Annotated in this window: 22 protein-coding genes; 8 read left to right on the top strand and 14 right to left on the bottom strand. The window is 70.7% G+C overall.

Going from position 1 to position 20,672, the window contains the following annotated elements:
* Positions 1–107: 107 nt before the first annotated feature.
* Entirely contained in the window at positions 108–1,241 is a 1,134-nt protein-coding gene (locus tag QF030_RS23765) for a zinc-dependent metalloprotease (RefSeq protein ID WP_307164660.1), read from the bottom strand.
* Between the two features lie 110 nt (positions 1,242–1,351).
* The gene (gene dacB, locus QF030_RS23760) at positions 1,352–2,968 is read right to left on the bottom strand and encodes a D-alanyl-D-alanine carboxypeptidase/D-alanyl-D-alanine endopeptidase (RefSeq protein ID WP_307164659.1); all 1,617 of its coding nucleotides are present in this window, start codon (positions 2,966–2,968) and stop codon (positions 1,352–1,354) included.
* Positions 2,969–3,092: 124 nt separating this feature from the next.
* Between dacB and QF030_RS23755 the strand changes: the two genes are divergently transcribed.
* Entirely contained in the window at positions 3,093–3,584 is a 492-nt protein-coding gene (locus QF030_RS23755) for an inorganic diphosphatase (protein ID WP_003975424.1), read from the top strand.
* 116 nt (positions 3,585–3,700) lie between these two features.
* Positions 3,701–5,362, top strand: coding sequence for a threonine/serine exporter family protein (locus tag QF030_RS23750; protein WP_307164658.1), 1,662 nt, complete (start codon positions 3,701–3,703; stop codon positions 5,360–5,362).
* Positions 5,363–5,366: 4 nt separating this feature from the next.
* On the opposite strand, the gene QF030_RS23745 is transcribed toward QF030_RS23750, so the two are convergent.
* A complete protein-coding gene (locus QF030_RS23745; RefSeq protein WP_307164657.1) occupies positions 5,367–6,392 on the bottom strand; it encodes a DedA family protein in 1,026 nt (341 codons plus the stop codon).
* 142 nt (positions 6,393–6,534) lie between these two features.
* Between QF030_RS23745 and QF030_RS23740 the strand changes: the two genes are divergently transcribed.
* Positions 6,535–6,900: a YbjQ family protein gene (locus QF030_RS23740; protein ID WP_020132511.1), complete on the top strand. Its 366-nt coding sequence runs from the start codon at positions 6,535–6,537 to the stop codon at positions 6,898–6,900.
* A 98-nt stretch (positions 6,901–6,998) separates the two neighbouring features.
* Here the strand turns inward: QF030_RS23740 and QF030_RS23735 are convergent, their stop codons facing one another.
* Positions 6,999–7,775, bottom strand: coding sequence for a MerR family transcriptional regulator (locus QF030_RS23735; protein WP_307164656.1), 777 nt, complete (start codon positions 7,773–7,775; stop codon positions 6,999–7,001).
* Positions 7,776–7,902: 127 nt separating this feature from the next.
* Between QF030_RS23735 and QF030_RS23730 the strand changes: the two genes are divergently transcribed.
* Together QF030_RS23730 and QF030_RS23725 are read left to right on the top strand one after the other, a co-directional pair.
* Positions 7,903–9,186 carry an ion channel protein gene (locus QF030_RS23730; RefSeq protein ID WP_307164655.1) on the top strand — a complete coding sequence of 428 codons (1,284 nt, stop codon included), beginning with the start codon at positions 7,903–7,905 and terminating at the stop codon, positions 9,184–9,186.
* 29 nt (positions 9,187–9,215) lie between these two features.
* Positions 9,216–10,622 carry a glutamate decarboxylase gene (locus tag QF030_RS23725; protein WP_307164654.1) on the top strand — a complete coding sequence of 469 codons (1,407 nt, stop codon included), beginning with the start codon at positions 9,216–9,218 and terminating at the stop codon, positions 10,620–10,622.
* Between the two features lie 210 nt (positions 10,623–10,832).
* Here QF030_RS23725 and QF030_RS23720 read toward each other — a convergent pair whose 3' ends face one another.
* The 5 genes from QF030_RS23720 to QF030_RS23700 all read right to left on the bottom strand — a co-directional run bounded on the left by QF030_RS23720 (position 10,833) and on the right by QF030_RS23700 (position 15,793).
* Positions 10,833–11,594, bottom strand: coding sequence for an ABC transporter permease (locus QF030_RS23720; protein ID WP_307164653.1), 762 nt, complete (start codon positions 11,592–11,594; stop codon positions 10,833–10,835).
* Positions 11,591–12,562: an ATP-binding cassette domain-containing protein gene (locus QF030_RS23715; protein WP_307164652.1), complete on the bottom strand. Its 972-nt coding sequence runs from the start codon at positions 12,560–12,562 to the stop codon at positions 11,591–11,593. The genes QF030_RS23720 and QF030_RS23715 overlap by 4 nt, the downstream gene beginning before the upstream one ends.
* Before the next feature lie 78 nt (positions 12,563–12,640).
* Complete coding sequence (locus QF030_RS23710) at positions 12,641–13,282, bottom strand: PadR family transcriptional regulator (protein WP_307164651.1); 642 nt, start codon at positions 13,280–13,282, stop codon at positions 12,641–12,643.
* Positions 13,283–13,385: 103 nt separating this feature from the next.
* Entirely contained in the window at positions 13,386–14,846 is a 1,461-nt protein-coding gene (locus QF030_RS23705; RefSeq protein WP_307164650.1) for an aldehyde dehydrogenase family protein, read from the bottom strand.
* 122 nt (positions 14,847–14,968) lie between these two features.
* The gene (locus QF030_RS23700) at positions 14,969–15,793 is read right to left on the bottom strand and encodes a helix-turn-helix domain-containing protein (RefSeq protein WP_307167668.1); all 825 of its coding nucleotides are present in this window, start codon (positions 15,791–15,793) and stop codon (positions 14,969–14,971) included.
* Between the two features lie 374 nt (positions 15,794–16,167).
* Between QF030_RS23700 and QF030_RS23695 the strand changes: the two genes are divergently transcribed.
* Complete coding sequence (locus QF030_RS23695; protein ID WP_307164649.1) at positions 16,168–16,653, top strand: ATP-binding protein; 486 nt, start codon at positions 16,168–16,170, stop codon at positions 16,651–16,653.
* 145 nt (positions 16,654–16,798) lie between these two features.
* Here the strand turns inward: QF030_RS23695 and QF030_RS23690 are convergent, their stop codons facing one another.
* The 5 genes from QF030_RS23690 to rpmG all read right to left on the bottom strand — a co-directional run bounded on the left by QF030_RS23690 (position 16,799) and on the right by rpmG (position 20,019).
* On the bottom strand, positions 16,799–17,017 hold the full coding sequence (locus QF030_RS23690; protein WP_052183895.1) for a DUF397 domain-containing protein: 219 nt from the start codon (positions 17,015–17,017) through the stop codon (positions 16,799–16,801).
* Between the two features lie 1,179 nt (positions 17,018–18,196).
* Positions 18,197–18,433 (bottom strand): 30S ribosomal protein S18, encoded by a 237-nt coding sequence (rpsR, locus tag QF030_RS23685; protein WP_307164648.1) that lies wholly within the window; start codon positions 18,431–18,433, stop codon positions 18,197–18,199.
* 3 nt (positions 18,434–18,436) lie between these two features.
* Entirely contained in the window at positions 18,437–19,585 is a 1,149-nt protein-coding gene (locus tag QF030_RS23680) for a CobW family GTP-binding protein (RefSeq protein ID WP_307164647.1), read from the bottom strand.
* Positions 19,582–19,845 carry a type B 50S ribosomal protein L31 gene (locus QF030_RS23675; protein ID WP_307164646.1) on the bottom strand — a complete coding sequence of 88 codons (264 nt, stop codon included), beginning with the start codon at positions 19,843–19,845 and terminating at the stop codon, positions 19,582–19,584. Before QF030_RS23675 ends, QF030_RS23680 begins: the two co-directional genes overlap by 4 nt.
* Positions 19,846–19,854: 9 nt before the next feature.
* Positions 19,855–20,019 (bottom strand): 50S ribosomal protein L33, encoded by a 165-nt coding sequence (gene rpmG / locus QF030_RS23670; protein WP_307164645.1) that lies wholly within the window; start codon positions 20,017–20,019, stop codon positions 19,855–19,857.
* Between the two features lie 72 nt (positions 20,020–20,091).
* On the opposite strand from rpmG, the gene rpmB reads away from it, so the two are divergent.
* The gene (rpmB, locus tag QF030_RS23665; protein WP_307167667.1) at positions 20,092–20,328 is read left to right on the top strand and encodes a 50S ribosomal protein L28; all 237 of its coding nucleotides are present in this window, start codon (positions 20,092–20,094) and stop codon (positions 20,326–20,328) included.
* Positions 20,328–20,633 carry a 30S ribosomal protein S14 gene (rpsN, locus tag QF030_RS23660; protein WP_307164644.1) on the top strand — a complete coding sequence of 102 codons (306 nt, stop codon included), beginning with the start codon at positions 20,328–20,330 and terminating at the stop codon, positions 20,631–20,633. Before rpmB ends, rpsN begins: the two co-directional genes overlap by 1 nt.
* Positions 20,634–20,672: the final 39 nt, after the last annotated feature.

Here is a 20,672-nt window from a genome sequence, read left to right as displayed (position 1 = left end):
CCCCGAGCATTGCACGCCTGCCAAGGGCTCACGGTCCCTCGGACGGGTGATTGAAGGGGCGTTCGCCTGCCGTCGGCCGGATACGGTCCACCGTCGTACCGGCGGGTTCATGACTCGGCCTTGCGGTGCACCCGTGCGACCCACTCCGCGGGCTGGGCGATCTCGGCCTTGGTCGGAAGTGTGTTCGGGGAGGTCCATACGCGGTTGAAGCCGTCCATGCCGACCTGGTCGACGACGGCCCGCACGAAGCGCTCGCCGTCCCGGTACTGCTTGAGCTTGGCGTCCAGGCCGAGCAACTTGCGCAGCGCGATGTCCAGTCGGGAGGCGCCCTTGGCGCGGCGCTGCTGGAACTTCTCGCGGATCTCGGCGACGGACGCCACGACTTCCGGGCCCACTCCGTCCATGACGAAGTCGGCGTGCCCCTCCAGGAGGGACATCACGGCGGTCAGACGGGTCAGGATCTCCCGCTGGGCGGGCGTCTGCACCAGTTCGACCAGGGAGCGGCCGCCGTCGTCCTCCTCGCCCTCGGGCCGGCCGCCGGCGAGGGACTGCGCCGCTTCCCTGACCCGCTCCAGGAACGTCATGGGGTCGACGTCGGTCTCGCCCAAGAACGACTGGATCTCGCCCTCGAGGTGGTCCCGCAGCCAGGGCACGGCCGAGAACTGGGTGCGGTGCGTCTCCTCGTGGAGGCACACCCACAGCCGGAAGTCGTGGGGCTCGACGTCGAGTTCGCGTTCCACGTGGACGATGTTCGGCGCGACGAGCAGCAGACGGCCGCCGCCATTGGCCCCGGCGGGGAGCTCACGCGTGGCGGGGGCGAAGGTCTCGTATTGACCCAGGACGCGGGAGGACAGGAAGGACAGCAGCACTCCGAGTTCCACGCCGGTGACCTTGCCGCCGACGGCGCCGAGGACCGCGCCGCCGGGGGTGTTGCCGCGCCGTTCCTGCATCTTGTCGAGGAGGGGCTTGAGGATCTCGCGGAAACCCGCCACGTTCGCCGCCACCCAGCCCGGGCGGTCGACGACGAGGACCGGGGTGTCGTGGATGGCCTCGGTGCCCATACGAGTGAAGCCCCGGACGTGTTCCTCCGAGGCCTTGGCGTGTCGGCGCAGTTCCGCGACGACGGCACGCGCCTCGTCACGGCTGACCTCCGGTCCCGGCCGAACGAGCCGGGTCGCGGTCGCCACCGCGAGATTCCAGTCGACCATCCCCGAAGAAGCAGCGCCACCGATGCTCGTCATGCGTCAACCGTACGTGAGCGCCGCCATTGGGGGCAGGCCATGGGAGACCGGTCAGGGAGATGTCAGGGTCGGGACCGGGGACGGCTCGGGGGCGCCGGGGCCGCGGCCCGTCAGCGGCAGCCGCACCCCGCCAGCGCCGTCGCCGCCCGGTCCAGCGCCGCCTGGGCCGCCGCCGGGTCGGTCGTGCCGGCGGCCAGGAGGGCGAACGCGAGGAGACGGCCGTCCTGGTCGACGACCGTGCCGGCGAGGGTGTTCACACCGGTCAGGGTGCCGGTCTTGGCGCGCACGACACCGGCCGCGCCCTCGGTGTAGCGGCTGGTCAGGGTGCCGGTGAAGCCCGCGACGGGGAGGCCGGTGAGGACGGGGCGCAGCTCGGGCCGGGTGGCGTCGCCGGCCTTGACCAGGAGGGCGGCCAGAAGGTTCGCCGTGAGCCGGTCCTCGCGGTCGAGTCCGCTGCCGTCCTTGATCCGGACGCCTTTCAACGGCAGTCCGAGCTTCCTCAGTTGGGCCTGGACGGCCTTCCCCGCGCCGGCGAAGTCGGCGCGGCCACCGGTCGCGACGGCGGTCTGGCGGGCGAGAGCCTCGGCGATGTCGTTGTCGCTGTTGGTCAGCATCCGTTCGACCAGGACGGACAGCGGGGGCGAGGACACCGTGGCGAGGGTCTTCGCGCGCGTGGTGGCCTTGGAGGGCCCGGGGGCCGAGGTCTTGATGCCGGCGGCCTTCAGGAACTCGCCGAACTTGACGGTCGCGTCGGCCGCCGGGTCGCTCACCCGGGTCGTCGGGCCGCTGGTGGAGTCGTCGGTACGGCCCTCGTCGGCGGACAGGGCGGTGACCGGGGCGAGGTTGGGGTTGACCCCGATGGGGTGAATCCGGGTTCCGGCGAACAGCGTCGTGTCGTACGAGAGCGTCACCTTGGTGAGACCGCTCTTCTTGAGGGCGGCGGCCGTGGAAGCGGCGAGGGTGCGCAGGTCGGCCCAGCCCTCGGCGTCCGCGCGCGCCGTCAGGGTGGGGTCGCCGCCGCCGACGAGGACGACTTCCTCGGTGTCGGGTTCCAGCGCGGCGCGGGTGGTGAGGCGGTGGTCGCCGCCCATCGCGGAGAGCGCGGCGGCAGCGGTGGCGATCTTCGTGGTGGACGCCGGGGTCAGCGCCAAGTCGGCGCCGGAGCCGTACAGCCGCTTGCCGGTGGCCACGTCGACGACGACGGCGGTCCGCCGGGCGCCGAGGGCCGGATCGCCCAGGAGGGGGTCCAGGACGCCCGCGATGCCCGTGCCGGCGGGAAGGGCGTCCGGGGCGGACTTCACGGCGTTGGCGGTGCCGCCGAGGCCCGTGAGGACGGAGGCTGCGCTCGGCGCCGGACGCGGCGCTCCGGCCGCCGTGTCGGAGGTACCGGACGAATCGTCCGTTCGGCCGTGATCTGTGCCACCCACCCGTTCCAGGGCGGCTGCCCGGTCGCGCTCCGCCGTACGCTGACCGGTGGAGTCCCAGGGGCCGGCGACGGTCACCACACCGGCGGCCAGTGCCAGCCCGGCGGTCGCCGCACCCGCGGTGTACTGCCAGGACCTGGTGTTCGGACCGGCCTTCGTGATCCGCTCGAGCCGCGGCTTCGCCGCCTGTGTGAGCCGTGCCACCTGCGGCTTCGCGGCCGCCGTCACCCGTGCGAGACGAGGTCGTACGATCCCTGCGGTCCGTGCCAGACGCGGTCGTACGGCGTCCGCGACCCGCACCATGTGCGGTCTCACGGCCCGCCAAGGCCTCAGCTCTGGCACGAACACCAGCCCCTTTCGCGATCACACTGTGGCGTGAGGGACACTTAACCACCAGAACTATGTGCTGATCATGGAGGAGCCACCGGTGGAGTTCGACGTCACGATCGAGATTCCGAAGGGTTCGCGGAACAAGTACGAGGTGGACCACGAGACCGGTCGGATCCGCCTGGACCGTCGACTCTTCACTTCGACCGCCTACCCGACCGACTACGGATTCGTCGAGAACACTCTCGGCGAGGACGGCGACCCGCTCGACGCGCTGGTCATCCTGGACGAGCCGACGTTCCCGGGCTGCCTGATCCGCTGCCGCGCGATCGGCATGTTCCGGATGACGGACGAGGCCGGCGGGGACGACAAGCTGCTGTGCGTCCCGTCGACCGACCCGCGCGTGGAGCACCTGCGGGACATCCACCACGTGTCGGAGTTCGACCGCCTGGAGATCCAGCACTTCTTCGAGGTCTACAAGGACCTGGAGCCCGGCAAGTCCGTCGAGGGCGCCGACTGGGTCGGCCGCACCGAGGCCGAGGCCGAGATCGAGCGGTCCTACAAGCGTTTCAAGGACCAGGGCGGCCACTGAGGCCTTTGTCGTCTGATGCTGCGGAAGGGCCGCACGCGTACGCGTGCGGCCCTTCCGCGCGTCTGTGCGCATACTGAGGCGTAGTACGGAACGTGTCGTTCAGGGAGCGTTGCTGAGTGTCGGAGGCGGAGGACCGCAAGCCGCAGTCGGACGAGGCGAGGAGCGGGTTCGACCCCGAGATCACGTCCGAGTTCGCGATCCCGGCGGGGCTGGCCGTCCCCAGAACGGGCGGTGAGCCGGAGACCACGTCGGAGTTCGCCGTCCCGAACGGGCTGGACGTGGGCCCGCCCGCCGCCGCGGAGGGCGAGGGATCGGCGTTCAGCCTGCCGAGCACGTACAGCGCCCGCCAGGCTCCGGCCGCCTTCACACCGGCCGAGGGCGTGCCGGTGGTGAGTCTGATCAAGGACCTGCCCTGGCAGGACCGGATGCGCACGATGCTGCGGATGCCGGTGTCCGACCGGCCCGCGCCGGAGCCGGGGCCGAAGGCCGAGGAGGGCGGTCCGGCCGTCCCGCGCGTGCTCGACCTGACGCTGCGCATCGGCGAGCTGCTGCTCGCGGGCGGCGAGGGCGCCGAGGACGTGGAAGCCGCGATGTTCGCGGTCTGCCGCTCCTACGGGCTCGACCGCTGCGAACCCAACGTCACGTTCACCCTGCTGTCGATCTCGTACCAGCCGTCGCTCGTGGAGGACCCGGTGACGGCGTCCCGGACGGTCCGGCGCCGGGGCACCGACTACACACGCCTGGCGGCCGTCTTCCGGCTCGTGGACGACCTGAGCGACCCGGAGAGCCATCTCTCCCTGGAAGAGGCCTACCGGCGGCTCGCGGAGATGCGCCGCAACCGGCATCCGTACCCGGGATGGGTGCTGACCTCGGCGAGCGGACTGCTCGCGGGCGCGGCCTCGGTGCTGGTCGGCGGCGACCTGGTCGTGTTCGTGGCGGCGGCGCTCGGCGCGATGCTGGGTGACCGGCTGGCGTGGCTCTGCGCGGGGCGCGGGCTGCCGGAGTTCTACCAGTTCCTGGTCGCCGCGATGCCGCCGGCCGCGATCGGCATCGCGCTGACACTGGCGGACGTCGATGTGAAGGCGTCCGCGGTCATCACGGGCGGGCTGTTCGCGCTGCTGCCCGGACGGGCGCTGGTGGCGGGCGTGCAGGACGGTCTGACCGGTTTCTACATCACCGCGGCCGCGCGCCTGCTGGAGGTCATGTACTTCTTCGTGGGCATCGTGGCGGGCGTCCTGGTGATGCTCTACGTCGGTGTGCAGCTCGGCGCGCATCTGAATCCCGACGCGGCCCTGGGGATCACCGAGCGGCCGCTGTGGCAGATCGGCGCGTCGATGCTGCTGTCGTTGACCTTCGCGGTGCTGCTCCAACAGGAACGGTCCACCGTGCTGGCCGTCACCCTGAACGGCGGTGTGGCGTGGTCGGTGTACGGCGCGATGCACTATGCCGGGGAGATCTCGCCGGTCGCCTCGACGGCCGTCGCGGCGGGCGTCGTGGGGCTGTTCGGGCAGTTGCTCTCGCGGTACCGGTTCGCTTCCGCCCTGCCGTACACCACCGCCGCGATCGGCCCTCTGCTGCCGGGTTCTGCGACCTACTTCGGGCTGCTAGCCATCGCGCAGAACGAGCTGGACGCGGGGCTGGTGTCGATCACCAAGGCCGCGGCGCTGGCGATGGCCATCGCGATCGGCGTGAACCTCGGGTCCGAGATCTCGCGGCTGTTCCTGCGGATCGGCTCCGCCGAGAAGCGCCGGGCCGCCAAGCGGACGCGAGGCTTCTGAGCCTCTAGTAGCCCTGGTCGTCGTAGGGGTACTGGCTGTTCTGCTGAGCGCCGTACGGCTGCTGCTGGGGCTGCTGCTGCCAGTCCTGGGGGTACTGCTGCTGTTGCGGGTACGGCTGCTGTTGCGGGTACGGCTGCTGCTGGGGGTACTGCTGCTGACCGTAGTAGTCGTGCTGTTCAGCCGGGCCCTGGTTCTGACCGTGATGCTGGCCCTGGTTCTGGCCGTGGCCCTGGTACTGGCCCTGGTGGCCGTACTGGTGCTGCTGGTCGGGCTGGTACTGCTGCTCGTGCCGGTACTGCTCGTCGGGCTGGTCGATCCGGCGGAGCTGGGTCGTCGCGTCGTCCATGACCGGGGCCTGCTGGTGCTGCTGCTGCCCGGGAGTCCGCGCCGGGGTCTGCTGCGGGTTCTTCTTGGCCTTCGAGCGGGCCCTCAGGAACTCGATGGCGATCGGGACCACGGAGACGAGGACGATCAGGATGAGGATCGCTTCGATGTTCTTCTTGACGAAGTCGATGTTGCCCAGCCAGGAGCCGAGCAGCGTGACACCCGCGCCCCACAGGACGCCGCCGATGACGTTGAAGACCAGGAAGGAGCGGTACCGCATGCCGCTGACACCGGCGATGATCGGCGTGAACGTGCGCACGATGGGCACGAAGCGGGCCAGGACCAGGGACTTCGGGCCGTACTTCTCGAAGAACTCGTGCGCCTTGGTGACGTTCTCCTGCTTGAACAGCCGGGAGTCCGGCCGGTTGAACAGCGACGGCCCGACCTTCTTGCCGAACATGTAGCCCGCCTGGTCGCCGAGGACGGCGGCGAGGCAGATCAGGGCGACCGCGCCCCACAGCGGGAAGTCCAGCTGGTTCGACGTGATCAGCAGGCCGGCGGTGAACAGCAGGGAGTCACCGGGCAGGAAGAACCCGATCAGCAGGCCGGACTCCGCGAAGACGATGAGCAACAGGCCCCAGAGACCGAAGTTGTCGAGCAGGTAGTTGGGGTCCAGCCAGCTCGGTCCGAGGGCGATCGTCGTCACGGTTCCGGGCTCCTGATGGGTGGGGGAAGGTACGGCGTCCATGGTGCAGCCGCACAAAGCTATCAACGCAACGGGTCCGCCCCAGGTTCCACGGACGCCTCCGGGATGCACTGTGGGCCCCGCTGGGACGAAGCTGTGAGCCATGGGCATCGAAGACTACGGCGGCGGGCAGGGCCCCGAGCCGGACGTACTGGTCGTCACCACGAACGACGTACCCGGGTTCCGGGTGGAGCGGGTCATCGGCGAGGTCTTCGGGCTGACGGTGCGTTCACGGCACCTGGGCAGCCAGATCGGCGCCGGCCTCAAGTCGATGATCGGCGGCGAGCTCAAGGGCTTGACGAAGACCCTCGTCGAGACCCGCAACCAGGCCATGGAGCGCCTCGTCGAGCAGGCACGCGCGCGTGGGGCCAACGGCGTCCTGATGTTCCGCTTCGACGTGACGGAGGCGGCGGAGGTGGGCACCGAGGTGTGCGCGTACGGGACCGCGGTGGTCCTGGTCCGGGAGTAGCCCCCGGACCAGGACCGACAGAACCACGGGACCCTCAGGACCGACAGAACCACGGGACCCACGGGACCCACGGGACCCACAAGGCCCGCAGGACCGTCCTATGCCGTGTGCCGGGCCGCGTTCGCCGTGATCGCCTCCTCGAGGTGTTCGGCGAGGCCCGGGCGCATCGCGTCGTAGAACGCCTTGAAGCGCTCGTCGGAGACGTACGTCTCCCCCAGACAGCGGTGCGTCTCGTACGAGCAGTCGTAGAACCACCTGCTGATGTGCTGCCGGTGTTCCTCGGCCATGCCCATCGCCGCGTCGCCGGTCGGCGGCTCACCGGCGGACATGAGGCCCTCGTAGCGCGCGCCCCAGTCGAGGACCTCGTCCTGCATGCGCTTCCAGTCGTCCTTGGTGTAGCGGGCGGCGCGGCGCTGCGACTCCGCGTAGGCCTCGGTGCCGCCCCAGCGCTGCTCCGCCTCTTCGGCGTACCGCTCCGGGTCCTTGTCGCCGAAGACCTCGAATTTCTCCTCGGGCGTGAGGTTGATGCCCATCTCGCGTGCCTCCATCGCGTGTTCCACGGCCGCGGCCATCTTCTTCAGCTGCTCGATCCGGGCGGTCAGCAGTTCGTGCTGCCGGCGCAGGTGCGCGCGCGGGTCGGCCGCCGGATCGTCGAGCAGGGCCGCGACGTCCTCGAGCGGGAAGCCGAGCTCGCGGTAGAACAGGATCCGCTGGAGCCGGTCGAGGTCGGCGTCGTCGTAACGCCGGTGGCCCGCGTGGCTGCGTCCGCCGGGGACGAGCAAACCGATGTCGTCGTAGTGGTGCAGCGTGCGCACCGTGACACCGGCGAACCCGGCGACCTGCCCTACGGAGTACTGCCCTACGGAGTAGCTCACTTCGTCCGCTCCCTTCTCGGTACGCGCTCCACGGTGCGTCCTCACGCCACGTGAGGTGCAAGGCGCATTCGGCCGCGTGCGCCGCCGTCCGGATGTCACGTCCGATTTGCCCGCTTATCGTGAGCTCGTGGCCCAGGACACCGCACAGCAGCCTCCCAGCGCTCCGGCGAGTCCGGCACGCGCCCTGCTGCCGTCGATCCTGCCCGCTCTCGTCATCGGCGTACTGGCGAGCCTCGTCCTCCTGCTGGTGGAGGGGGCGGCCGAGCAGTTGCAGCACGTGCTGTGGCAGAACCTCCCGGACGCGCTGGGCGTGGGCCGGTACTCGGTGCTCTGGATGATGGTCATGCTGACCTCGACGGGCGTACTGGTCGGGCTGGTGGTGTGGAAAGCGCCGGGGCACGCCGGTCCCGACCCGGCCACGATGGGCCTGGACGCGCGCGTGCTGCCGCCGGTGGTCCTGCCCGGGCTGCTGGTGGCGACCGCGCTGATGCTGGCGGGCGGGCCGAGTCTGGGCCCGGAGAACCCGGTCATCGCCGTGAACGTGGCGGTCGTCTTCTGGCTGGGCCACCGGTTGCGGCCGCAGGCGCCGGGCGAGGGGTGGGTGGTGCTCGCCGAGGCGGCGACCATCGGCGCGCTGTTCGGCACGCCGGTGGCGGCGGCGCTGCTGATCTCCGAGGCACTGGCCGGCCGGCAGACCAAGGGGCCGCTGTGGGACAGCGTCTTCGCGCCGCTGGCCGCCGCCGCGGCCGGCGCGATCACGACCACCCTCGTGGCCCAGCCGAGCTTCGACATGCACCTGCCCCCGTTCGGACAGCCCGGCTGGGACGACGTGCTGGCGTCGGTCGTCGTCGCGTCGGCGGGCGCGCTGCTCGGCCTGTGCGGCGTCTACGCCTTCCCGTACGTTCACAGCGGGTTCGCGCGGCTGCGGCACCCGATGCTGATCCTCCCGGCCGGTGGGGTCGTGCTGGGGCTGCTGGCCGCCCTGGGCGGCCATCTGACGCTCTTCAAGGGGCTGGACGAGGTCGCGGAGCTGGCCGCCGATCCCGACGGCTGGACGGCCGGGCAGTTCGCCACGATGACGGTGGTGAAGATGGCCGCGCTGGTCGTCGCCGCGGCCTCCGGTTTCCGGGGCGGGCGCATCTTCCCGGCCGTGTTCGTGGGCTCCGCCCTCGGTCTCACCGCCCACGCGCTCGTGCCGGGCGTCCATCCGGCGGTCGGCGTGGCAGCGGGGGTACTGGGCATCCTCCTGGCCATCACCCGGCAGGGCTGGGTGAGTCTCTTCGTCGCGGCCGTGCTGGTCGCCTCGCCCTCGATCATCGCCCTGCTGTGCATCGCCTCGCTGCCGGCCTGGCTGCTGGTGACGGGGCGGCCGCAGATGCAGTTGCGCGAGGACGGAACTCCGGTCCGCTGACACCCGTTCGATCCATCAGGAGGCAGTCCATGCCGTTGCACAAAGGGCCTGAGAAGGCCGACGAGCGCCCACTGTCCGTCAACCCCTTCTACGGCGAGGCCGATCCGGTCAGCGGCATGACGGAGGCGCCGCCCAAACACAGGCTGCCGGACGGCCCGACGCCGCCGTCGGCGGCGTACCAGCTGGTGCACGACGAGCTGATGCTGGACGGCAACTCGCGGCTCAACCTGGCCACCTTCGTCACCACCTGGATGGAGCCGCAGGCGGGCGTCCTGATGGCGGAGTGCCGGGACAAGAACATGATCGACAAGGACGAGTACCCGCGTACCGCCGAACTGGAGCGGCGCTGTGTGGCGATGCTCGCCGACCTGTGGAACGCGCCCGACCCGTCGGCGGCCGTGGGCTGTTCCACGACCGGGTCGAGCGAGGCGTGCATGCTGGCCGGGATGGCGCTGAAGCGGCGGTGGTCGCAGCGCGTCGGCGACCGCTACCCGGGCGCCCGGCCGAACCTGGTGATGGGCGTCAACGTCCAGGTGTGCTGGGAGAAGTTCTGCAACTTCTGGGAGGTGGAGGCCCGGCTGATCCCCATGGAGGGGGACCGCTTCCACCTGGACCCGCAGGCCGCGGCCGAGCTGTGCGACGAGAACACCATCGGGGTCGTCGGCATCCTCGGCTCCACCTTCGACGGGTCCTACGAGCCGATCTCCGAGCTGTGCGCGGCCCTGGACGCCCTTCAGGAGCGGACCGGCCTCGACATCCCGGTGCACGTCGACGGCGCGTCCGGCGCGATGGTCGCGCCCTTCCTCGACGAGGACCTGGTGTGGGACTTCCGCCTCGCGCGCGTGGCGTCCATCAACACCTCGGGGCACAAGTACGGGCTGGTCTATCCGGGCGTCGGCTGGGCGCTGTGGCGCGACAAGGAGGCCCTGCCGGAGGAACTGGTCTTCCGGGTGAACTACCTGGGCGGGGACATGCCGACCTTCGCCCTCAACTTCTCGCGGCCGGGCGCCCAGGTCGTCGCGCAGTACTACACGCTGCTGCGGCTGGGCCGCGCGGGCTACCGGGCGGTTCAGCAGACCACGCGGGACGTGGCCCGCGGCCTCGCCGACCGGGTGGAGGCGCTCGGCGACTTCCGGCTCCTCACCCGGGGCGACGAGCTGCCGGTGTTCGCCTTCACCACCGCCCCGGGCGTGGACTCGTACGACGTCTTCGACGTCTCTCGGCGGCTGCGTGAGAGCGGCTGGCTGGTGCCCGCGTACACCTTCCCGCCGAACCGGGAGGACCTGTCCGTCCTGCGGGTCGTGTGCAGGAACGGCTTCTCGGAGGACCTCGCCGACCTGTTCGTGGAGGGCCTGACCCGGCTGCTGCCGGAACTCCGCCGGCAGTCGGGCCCGCGAACCCGGGACAAGAGCGCGGCAACCGGGTTCCACCACTAGGTCGTGTCCGCGAAGCAGCGCCCTCTGCCCGGAGGGCGGGGCTCGCAGCGTCCGGTGCGCCCGATCGCAAGGGGCAGGAGCGGCCTCCTACCGGGTGCGCGTGGGCAATCCCCACAACGCGGCGAGCGTGCGTGCCGGGCGTCGCGAGCCGGCTCGGGGCCTCACGGACACGACCCCGGTGAGTGCTGTCCCCCACCAGGGCCCGTCCTCTCAATGGCTCATGCGGGCGAACTTCCGGACCGCCAGCGGGAAGAAGACCGCCAGCAGTGCCAGGGGCCAGGCGACGGCCGTCCAGAGGTGGCCCGGGTCGGCGCCTGCGCCGCCGAGCAGGTCGCGTGTCGCGGTTGCCGTCCGGGACATCGGGTTCCATTCGACGGCCGTGCCCAGCCAGCCCGGCATGGAGGTGGGGGCGGCGAGGGCGTTGGAGAGGAAGCCGACCGGCCAGACGAGGATCTGCACGGCCTGCACCATCTCCGGCTTCCCGGCCACCAGCGCCAGATGGATGCCGATCCAGAGCATCGCGAAGCGGAAGAGGAGCAGCAGCCCCACCGCGGCCAGGAAGGCGCCAGGGCCGCCCTGGGGGCGCCAGCCGAGCGCGAGACCGACGGCGATGAGCACGGCCAGGCCCACGGCCGACTGGAGCATGTCCGCCGCCGAACGGCCCACCAGGACCGCGCCGTCGGCCATCGGCATGGCGCGGAACCGGTCGATGACACCCTTGTTGAGATCCTGGGTGACGGCGAGCATCGTGCCCTCCAGACCGAAGGCCATGGTGAGCGCGAGCATGCCGGGCATCAGGTAGTGGAGGTAGTCGCCGCTCACCCCGCGGCCGCCGCCGACCAGATAGCCGAACATCAGCAGCAGCATCACAGGGAAGGCGAGACCGACGACGAGGCGGCCCGGTTGCCGTGCCCAGTGGGCGAGTTCGCGCCGGGTCATGGTCCAGGAATCGGTCAGCGCGTACGTACTCACACGGTCTCCTTCGTACGGTCGTCCTGCCCGGTCAGGTGCAGGAACACCTCGTCCAGGGTGGGGCGGCGCAGCGCCACGTCCTCCGCCTCGACGCCGGCCTCCTCCAGGGCCCGGACGACGGCGGAGAGGGCGGCCATGCGGTCGGTGACCGGGGCGCTGAGCAGGCGGCGGTCGGGATCGACGGTGACGTCCGCCCCGGGCAGGGGCAGCAGCGCGCGGGCCTCGCCCAGCCGGTCCGCGTCGCGCAGGACGACGTCGATGCGGTCGCCGCCCGTCAGCGCCTTCAGCTCGTCCGCCGTGCCGTCGGCGATCACGCGGCCCCGGTCGACGACGGAGATCCGGTCGGCGAGCTGGTCGGCCTCCTCGAGGTACTGGGTGGTGAGCACCACGGTCGTCCCGCCGCCCACCAGCGAGCGGACCGCGGACCACACCTCGGCGCGCCCGCGCGGGTCGAGGCCGGTGGTCGGCTCGTCCAGGAAGAGCACCTCCGGGTCGGTGCCGTGCCGGTTGCCGATCAGGGACGCGGCCAGGTCGAGGCGGCGGCGCATTCCTCCGCTGTAGGCGTGGACCGGTTTGCGGCCGGTGGCGGTGAGGTCGAAGCGCTCCAGGAGTTCACCGGCGCGCACGCGCGCGTGGCGGGCGCCCAGGTGGTGGAGGCGGCCGAACATCTCCAGGTTCTGGCGGCCGCCCAACTCCTCGTCGAGAGCGGCGTGCTGGCCGAGCAGGCCGATGCGCAGACGGACCTCCCGGGCCTGGCGCACGACATCGTGTCCGGCCACCTCGACCCGTCCGGAGTCCGGCCGCAGCAGCGTGGACAGGATCCTGACCAGGGTCGTCTTGCCGGCTCCGTTCGGTCCGAGAACGCCGTGCACCGTGCCGCGGGCCACCGTGAGGTCGATCCCGTCCAGTGCCCGGGTGTCGCCGTATCTCTTGTGTGCTCCTTCGACGGTGATCGCTGCGTCGGCCATGAAGTCTCCCCACCTGCCTTTAGTCAAACTTGACTACTTGGGTAAGGTAACGCGTCGATCCGCAGTCGTCAAACTTGATTAATGTGCATCCCCCGGATGACGCTCATCCGTGGCGTACGGGTTCTCCTCGCCCTCCGCAAGGACGCCCACGAAGGGATCGCCCTCCCCCGCGAAGGTGTACGCGCCGCGCTCGATCCGCGCGATCAGGCCCCGCGTCCAGGTGGCCTCGGCGTCGGCCGTGTGGATCCAGAGGTTCATGATCTCCCCGATGTGGCCCAGTTGTTCCGGCCCGTCCTCGGGGACGTAGTGCTCGGTGACGGCGGAGCGCCACTTCTCGATGCCGTGAATGCGTTCCCTCAGAAGCGACACGGCCTCCGCGCGCGGGAGGTCGACCACGAAGCCGATGGCCGCCGACTTCACGTCCGTCTTCTGGTCGTACGAGGTCAGCGCCTCGCGCAGCAGCCTGAAGTACTCCTCGGTGCCGGCCTCGGTGATCTCGTACTCGGTGCGCGGCGGGCCGCCCGCGGTGGACGGGGCGGTCTCGTGCTCGCGCAGCAGCCCCTGCTTCGCCATCTGCTTCAGGGCGTGGTAGATCGAGCCCGGCTTGGCGTTGGACCACTCGTGGGCGCCCCAGTACTCCAGGTCGCCGCGCACCTGGTAGCCGTGGGCCCGCCCGTGCTGACGCACGGCGCCCAGCACGAGAAGACGGATCGCTGACATGCGCCCAGGTTATGGCGTGGCGGACACGAGCCCGTCAGGCGCCCGGGCGCATGTCCGCCGTGCCGCCGATGCCGCGGTCGCAGCCCTCAGGGACCCGGGCGGCTCAGAACGGGAATCCGCTGCGGCCGTGCTGGACCGAGATCCACTTGGTGGTGGTGAAGGCCTCCAGGGTCGTCTCGCCGTTGAGCCGGCCGACGCCGGAGTTCTTCTCGCCGCCGAAGGGGACGATCGGCTCGTCGTGGACCGTGGCGTCGTTGACGTGGAACATGCCGGTGACGATCTGCTTGGCGAAGGCGACGCCCCGCTCGATGTCGGCGGTGTGGACCGCGCCGCTGAGGCCGTACGGCGTGTCGTTGGCGATGCGGACCGCCTCCTCCTCACCGTCGAAGGTGTTGATGAAGACGACCGGGCCGAAGACCTCCTGCTGGAGCAGGGCGGAGTCGTCCGGCAGGCCTGCCAGCACCGAGGGCTCGACGAGGTTGTCCGTGGTCGCCCCGTGCAGCAGGGCGGTCGCGCCCTCGGCGATCGCCTGCTCGACGGCGCCGGTGACGGCCTCCGCCTGCTGGGAGTTGATCACCGGCCCGATGACGGTCTGCGGGTCGCGCGGGTCGCCGGCCTTGAGGGTCTTCACCTTGGCGACGAACTTCTCGGTGAACTCGTCCGCGAGCGAGCGGTCGACCAGGATGCGGTTGGCGGCCATGCAGACCTGGCCCTGGTGGACGAAGCGGCTGAAGACGGCCGCGTCGACCGCGTAGTCGACATCCGCGTCGTCCAGGACGACGAAGGCGCTGTTGCCGCCGAGTTCGATGATGGACCGCTTGAAGTGCGAGGCGGCGACCGTGGCGACATGGCGGCCGACCTTGTCGGAGCCGGTGAAGGAGATGACCCGCGGGATCGGGTGCTCCAGGAAGGCGTCGCCGATCTCGGCGATGTCGGTCACCACGACGTTCAGCAGACCCGGGGGCAGACCGGCGTCCTCGAAGAGCTTGCCGATCACCGTGCCGCCGGCGATCGGGGTGTTCTGGTGCGGCTTGAGCACCACACCGTTGCCGAGGGCCAGCGCGGGAGCGACGGACTTCAGCGACAGCAGGAAGGGCACGTTGAACGGGCTGATCACACCGACGACGCCGACCGGCTCCCGGTAGACGCGGTTCTCCTTGCCGTCGATCGGCGAGGGCAGGATGCGGCCCTCGGGACGCAGCGCCAGGTGGATCGACTCGCGCAGGAACTCCTTGGCGAGGTGCAGTTCGAAGGCGGCCTTGCCAAATGTGCCGCCGGCCTCGGCGACGAGGATCTCGCTGATCTCCGCCTCGCGCTCCTCGACCAGCCGCAGCACCTTCTCGAAGACCGAGCGGCGGGCATAGGCGTTGGTCGCGGCCCACTGCTTCTGGACGCGGGCGGCGGCACGATAGGCGTCGTCGACCTCTTCGACGGTGGCTATGGTGATCGAGGCCAGCTTCTCGCCGTCGTAGGGATTGAAGTCGATGATGTCCCAGGACCCGGTCCCCGGACGCCACTTACCGTCGATGTACTGCTGGGCCAGGTCAGTGAAGTAGGACGACATGTGATCCCTCAATCCCCTGCTGCGATCGGCTGTGATCGATCGGCATCACGATCTGATCACACGTCATCGTACGGGGGTTTCAAGGGAGTTGGGGTCGTTACAGAGGTGCTCCAGGGGAATCCCTATGACAGCTGGATCAGCCCGCGCAGGAGGTCACGGCTCTCGTCCGGACCGGGGCTGTCCTGCTGGAGTTCCTTCAGCGCCTGCTCGTACTGCGCGACGTCCTCGCGCTTGTCGAGGTACAGGGCGCTGGTGAGCTGCTCCAGGTACACGACGTCCTGAAGGTCGGACTCCGGGAAGCTCAGGATGGTGAAGGCGCCGGACTCACCGGAGTGCCCGCCGAAGCTGAACGGCATGACCTGGAGCCGCACGTTGGGGCGCTCGGAGATCTCGATCAGATGCTGGAGCTGTCCGCGCATCACCTCGCGGCCACCGTACGGCCGGCGCAGCGCCGCCTCGTCGAGGACGATGTGGAAGTCGGGCGCGCTCTCGGCGACGAGGTACTTCTGCCGCTCCAGGCGCAGCGCCACCCGCCGGTCGATGTCGGCCGCGCTCGCACCCTTCATGCCCCGGCTGACGACCGCGTGGGCGTACGCCTCGGTCTGCAGCAGGCCGTGCACGAACTGGACCTCGTACGCCCGGATCAGCGCGGCCGCGCCCTCCAGACCGACGTAGGTGGGGAACCAGTTGGGCAGGACGTCCGAGTAACTGTGCCACCAACCCGCCACGTTGGCCTCACGGGCGAGCCCGACGAGCGACTGGCGCTCGGTGTCGTCCGTGATGCCGTACAGCGTCAGCAGATCCTCGACGTCCCGGGTCTTGAAGCTCACCCGGCCCAGTTCCATCCGGCTGATCTTCGACTCGGAAGCCCTGATCGAGTATCCCGCCGCCTCGCGCGTGATGCCGCGGGCCTCACGCAGTCGCCGTAGTTGCGAGCCGAGCAGCATCCGCCGCACCACCGATCCGGGCTCTCCCGCGCTCACGTTCGCCAGCCTCCCCAACCGTCTTAGGGGCCGCAGTCTGCCACTAAAACACTTCGAGCAGTACTCGTCCGATTACAGAGATGGAAAGAAGACAAAGGATACGTACAGAGTGATGCGAAGGAACAGTGAGGAGAAAGCAAGAGAAGTGGACCTGATGGGCGAGAAGTTGGCGGAAAAAATGGCCAAGAAGCGGTACGGGCGGGTTCATTTCGGTCACGTGCACGTGCATCTGCCCTTGCATCCGCAGTGCGCATCCGAAACCATGGTCTCGCGCCACCGCTGCATCGCAACGACCGCGAATCCCGGGAGTGCCTCGCATGGGGACGAATGGATCGACCATGCTCGAGCCGTTACGGCAGGGCCTTCCGCCGCTGGATCCCGCGGCCGTGTCCAACGCCGCCTCATGCGCTCTGCCCGCCCGCTTCGAAGCGGTCCGCGAGGCGCGGCAGTTCACCAAGAGAACCCTCGGCCAGTGGGACGTCGGCGACCGTTTCGACGATGCCTGTCTGGTCGTCTCGGAGCTGGTGACCAACGCGCTGAGACACGGACTGTCCCCCGACGAGGTCCCGCACGTACCGGATCGGCAGCATCCGCCGGTGCGGCTGCACCTGATGCGCTGGACCGAGCGGCTCGTGTGCGCGGTGCGCGATCCCAGCCGGGAGAGTCCGCTGCCCCGTGAGAGCGAGGACTTCTCGGCGGAGTCGGGCCGCGGCCTGTTCCTCGTCGACTCCTTCGCCGACGGCTGGGGCTGGCACCCGCTGTCCGGCAGCCTGGGCGGCAAGGTCGTCTGGGCGCTGTTCCGGCTGCACACAGCTGCCGAATGACGAACCGCGGCGCGCTCCCACGCCGCGGTTCTACGCGCGTCGCCCGCCGTTTTCACGCGATAAATCCGCAATTCCGGTAGGGGCGGCAGGAAGGCGAGAGGGGCGTAGGGGAAGGCTCGGAACCCTTCGCGGACGTCGGGAGACGTCAGCTCGCGATCAGGTGGTCGAACTCGCCGTCCTTGATGCCGAGCAGCATCGCCTCGATCTCCGCACGGGTGTAGACGAGAGCGGGACCGTCGGGAAAGCGCGAGTTGCGCACGGCCACGTCACCGCCCGGCAGCCGCGCGAACTCGACACAGGAACCCTGTGAGTTGCTGTGCCGGCTCTTCTGCCAGGCAACCCCGTACAGCTGTGTGGCCGTCATGCCGTTGTACACGTCGTGCCCCCCGTCATCGTGGTGGTCCACAGGTCGCTCCCTGGTGGTGCACTGGCTCGTGTGGCCATTGGTGCCGTGGTCAACTTTCCCGGATCATAACCCCGTTCATGTGCACACGCATGAGCAGATGCACGTGCACGCGGGGTGGCTGCGCGGTTACAGCGTTGACGCCCGCTTTACCCGGCGTTCCGTCCCGCGCGTCCGCGTGCGCGCCCCACGGCGGCTGCGGGCGAGAGTCGTTCGGATCGAACCACCCGTGCACTAGGAACAGACGCGTGGCAGGGCCGTCCTGTTCCGTCGGCGCGGCAACGGATCGGCTGGCCGGAGCCCGCGTGCGGCGCCGGGACCCTCCCGAAGGAAGCGATTCCGGCGGATGCCCTCCGTCCGTTCGGCGCGGCAGGACGTCCCTCCCGATGCGGCTCCGCCCGGTGTGCGCGACTGATGCGGGGCGGCGGGGGGCGAGGGCGGGCGGTCGCACCCCCGACATCCCGCCCGCGACCCGTAACCGCCCGACACCTGCCGTCCGAGGACGCCGCCACCGGTCGGTCACCCGCGGCGGGAGCGGGGACACCCCGCACCACGACGGCCGCCGACGACAAGCCGCCGCCCTCACGCACGACGGCGAAGTCGGTCGCGAGAACGGCATCGGAACGGCCCTACGCCGTACCCACGACTCGGCTCACCGTCCGGCCTACGGCTGCTTCGTACGGCCAGGTCCATTAGACGGGATACGTGAATCCGCTCGTACGGGCGAGGGACGTGCCGTACGGCGGTGGCGGAGCCCGGCCTACGCAGGGAGCGGCTCCCGGGCGGGCGTGAGTGGACGGGAAGGACGTGTACAGGACAGATGCGGAGGGCCGGGGGCGGGGGTCCAGCGCGGACACGGCGGGCATGGCGGGCAGGTAAGCAGGCAGGCAGGCAGGCAGGCAGCGTGGCGGGCATGGAGGACGTGGCGGACATCGTCGGCGTGGCGGACATGGCGGGCGTGGCGGGCAGCGGGCGCGGGCATCGCGGGCATGGCGTGGAGCCCGGGTGGGGGCCAGGGGGCCTGGCCGCCGGGCTGCCGTGCCGGGTGGGTCCGGTGGTGATCCAGGGGGCCGGTCGGTTGGTGGCCGGTGGGCGGGCCGGCTCGTGGCTCGGGGCGGTCAGTTGAGGTCAGTGGGCGGGTCAGTTGGCGGTTCGGCGTGGAAGGAGGGCCATTTCTCGGGCGTTTTTGATCGCTCGGGACAACTGACGTTGCTGTCGGGCGGAGATGCGGGTGACCCGGCGGCTGCGGATCTTGCCCCGGTCGGAGAGGAACCTCCGCAGAAGGTCGGTGTCCTTGTAGTCGATGTACGTGATCTCGGCCTGGTCGAGCGGGTTGGGGCGGGGCTCGGCGGGCCGGCGTTCGCTCTTGCGGGGCATGGGTCAGACCTCCAGGAGGGTGTCGAAGGCGGGCGGCAGCCGCTTCCAGGCGGCCCGGCCCGCGGCGTACTCGGCGTCGGTGAGCAGGCAGGATTCGAGGAGACGCGCCAGGCCGTCGCGGTCGAGACCGGGAGACGTGAAGACCAGGTGCTGGCAGCGGTCGCCGTGCTCGGGGTGCCAGTCCAGCGCGGCGGCGGCCCGGCGCACCGGCGGGACCATGTCCCAGGCCGCGTCGGGCAGGGACGCCAGCCACGGACCGGCCGACTCCAGACACAGCGCTCCGCCGGCCGCGTCCCAGTGGAGCAGGACGTCGGGCTTGTCGGCGAGCCGGAAGCGGCCCCGGCTGCGGGCGGCGGCACAGGTCAGATCCTCCAGCGCCGCGTACAGCCGCTCCGGGTGGAACGGGCGGCGCCGGTGCCAGACGAAGGTGCTCACCCCGTGCGCGTCGGCCTCGGCGGGCAGCAGCGCACAGGCCGGGTGCTGGGCGGCGGCGGCCGACTCGACGTCGAAGCCGGCCAGCACCGCCCGGGCGAGCGCCGACCGCGCGTCGGCAGGGTCGGCCGGCCCGATCGCGACCCGACGGGCCGTCGGGTGCAGTTGCGCCAGCAGTTCGCGGTCCTCGTCGTCGGCCTCCGGGGAGTCGACGACGGCCAGCACGGGCGCGTACTCCAGCTGGCGCGCGAAGGTGTCGGCGACCGTGCGCCGGTCGGTGGCGGCCGCGGCGAGACCGCACTCGGCGAGGTCGTCGCCGTTGCCGAGGCAGGGCAGGAGCAGCGCCGGGTCGACGGCGGTGACGACCCCGGTGAGCGTGAGCCCGCCGGCCACGACCACCTCGGCCATGGCCTTGGGCTCGACGGAGTCCCACAGTTCGACGACCGCGAGACGCGTGCTGCCGTCGTCGGCGAGGCGGCGCAGTTCGGGGACGAGATCCTCGCGCAGGGCGCAGCAGGCGCAGTCGTTCACGAGGGGCGTCTCAGCGGCGGAGAGGATTCCGGTGGCGTCGCCGACGGTCCGTACGACCGTACCCGCCACGGCCGTCGAGAGGTCGTGGTGCAGGACGACGCTGCCCGGGACGTCGGCGAGCAGACGCCTGACCGTCGCCCGGCGGGCATCGGCGTGCAGCCCGCCGACGATGACGACCGACAGGCTCACGCCTCGCCCCGCTTCCCGTAGCGCCGCTCGAAGCGCTCGACCCGGCCGGCCGTGTCCAGGACGCGGGCGGTGCCTGTGTAGAAGGGGTGGCTGACGTTGGAGGTCTCGACGTCGACGACGGGGTAGGTGTTGCCGTCCTCCCATTCGACGGTCTTCTGCCCGACCGCGGCGGTCAGCGTCGAGCGGGTGAGGAAGGCGTGGTTCGCGGCGCGGTCACGGAAGACGACGGGACCGTAGGCCGGGTGGATTCCCTTGCGCATGGCGGAGTTTCAGCGCTCCTCTCGGAAGTCGACGTGACGGCCGACGACGGGGTCGTACTTGCGCAGGGTCATGCGGTCCGGGTCGTTGCGGCGGTTCTTGCGGGTCACGTAGGTGTAGCCGGTTCCCACCGTGGACCGGAGCCTGATGACCGGGCGGAGTTCGTTGCGTGCCATGCTGATACCTTACTGAAAATGAATTCCATTAGCATCATGGTCCTGGAACCGACGAGGAGAGGTACGTCACCCGTGTCCGCCCACTGCATGCTGACCGGCGCCCGGCCGGGCTTCGGCCGTCGCATCTCCCACTCCCACCGGCGCACTTCGCGCCGCTTCGACCCGAACATCCAGTCCAGGCGCTACTGGTTGCCGAGCGAGAGCCGCCGGGTACGGCTGCGGCTGAGCACCAAGGGCATCAAGACCGTCGACACGATCGGCGTGGAAGCGGCCGTGGCACGCATCCGCGCGCGGGGGGTGCGGATCTGATGGCGAAGAAGAGCAAGATCGCGAAGAACGGCAAGCGGCAGGAGACCGTCGCGCGGTACGCGGCACGGCGGGCCGCGCTCAAGGAGACCATCCGGCGGCCGTCCTCGACGGAGGTCGAACGGGAGGCCGCCCGGCAGGAGTTGCGCGCCCAGCCGCGGGACGCCAGCGCGACGCGGGTACGCAACCGGGACCAGGTTGACGGGCGCCCGCGCGGGTACTTCCGTACGTTCGGACTGTCCCGCGTGGGTCTGCGGGCGCAGGCCCACGCGGGGTATCTGCCCGGGGTCCGGAAGTCGTCCTGGTAGGTCACGGGCCGCCCCCGGTGCTCTGCCGGGCCTTGCTGG

It is taken from the genome of Streptomyces rishiriensis (assembly GCF_030815485.1).
GTDB classification, from domain to species: Bacteria; Actinomycetota; Actinomycetes; order Streptomycetales; family Streptomycetaceae; genus Streptomyces; species Streptomyces rishiriensis_A.
This window is presented reverse-complemented; position numbering and strand designations above follow the sequence as displayed.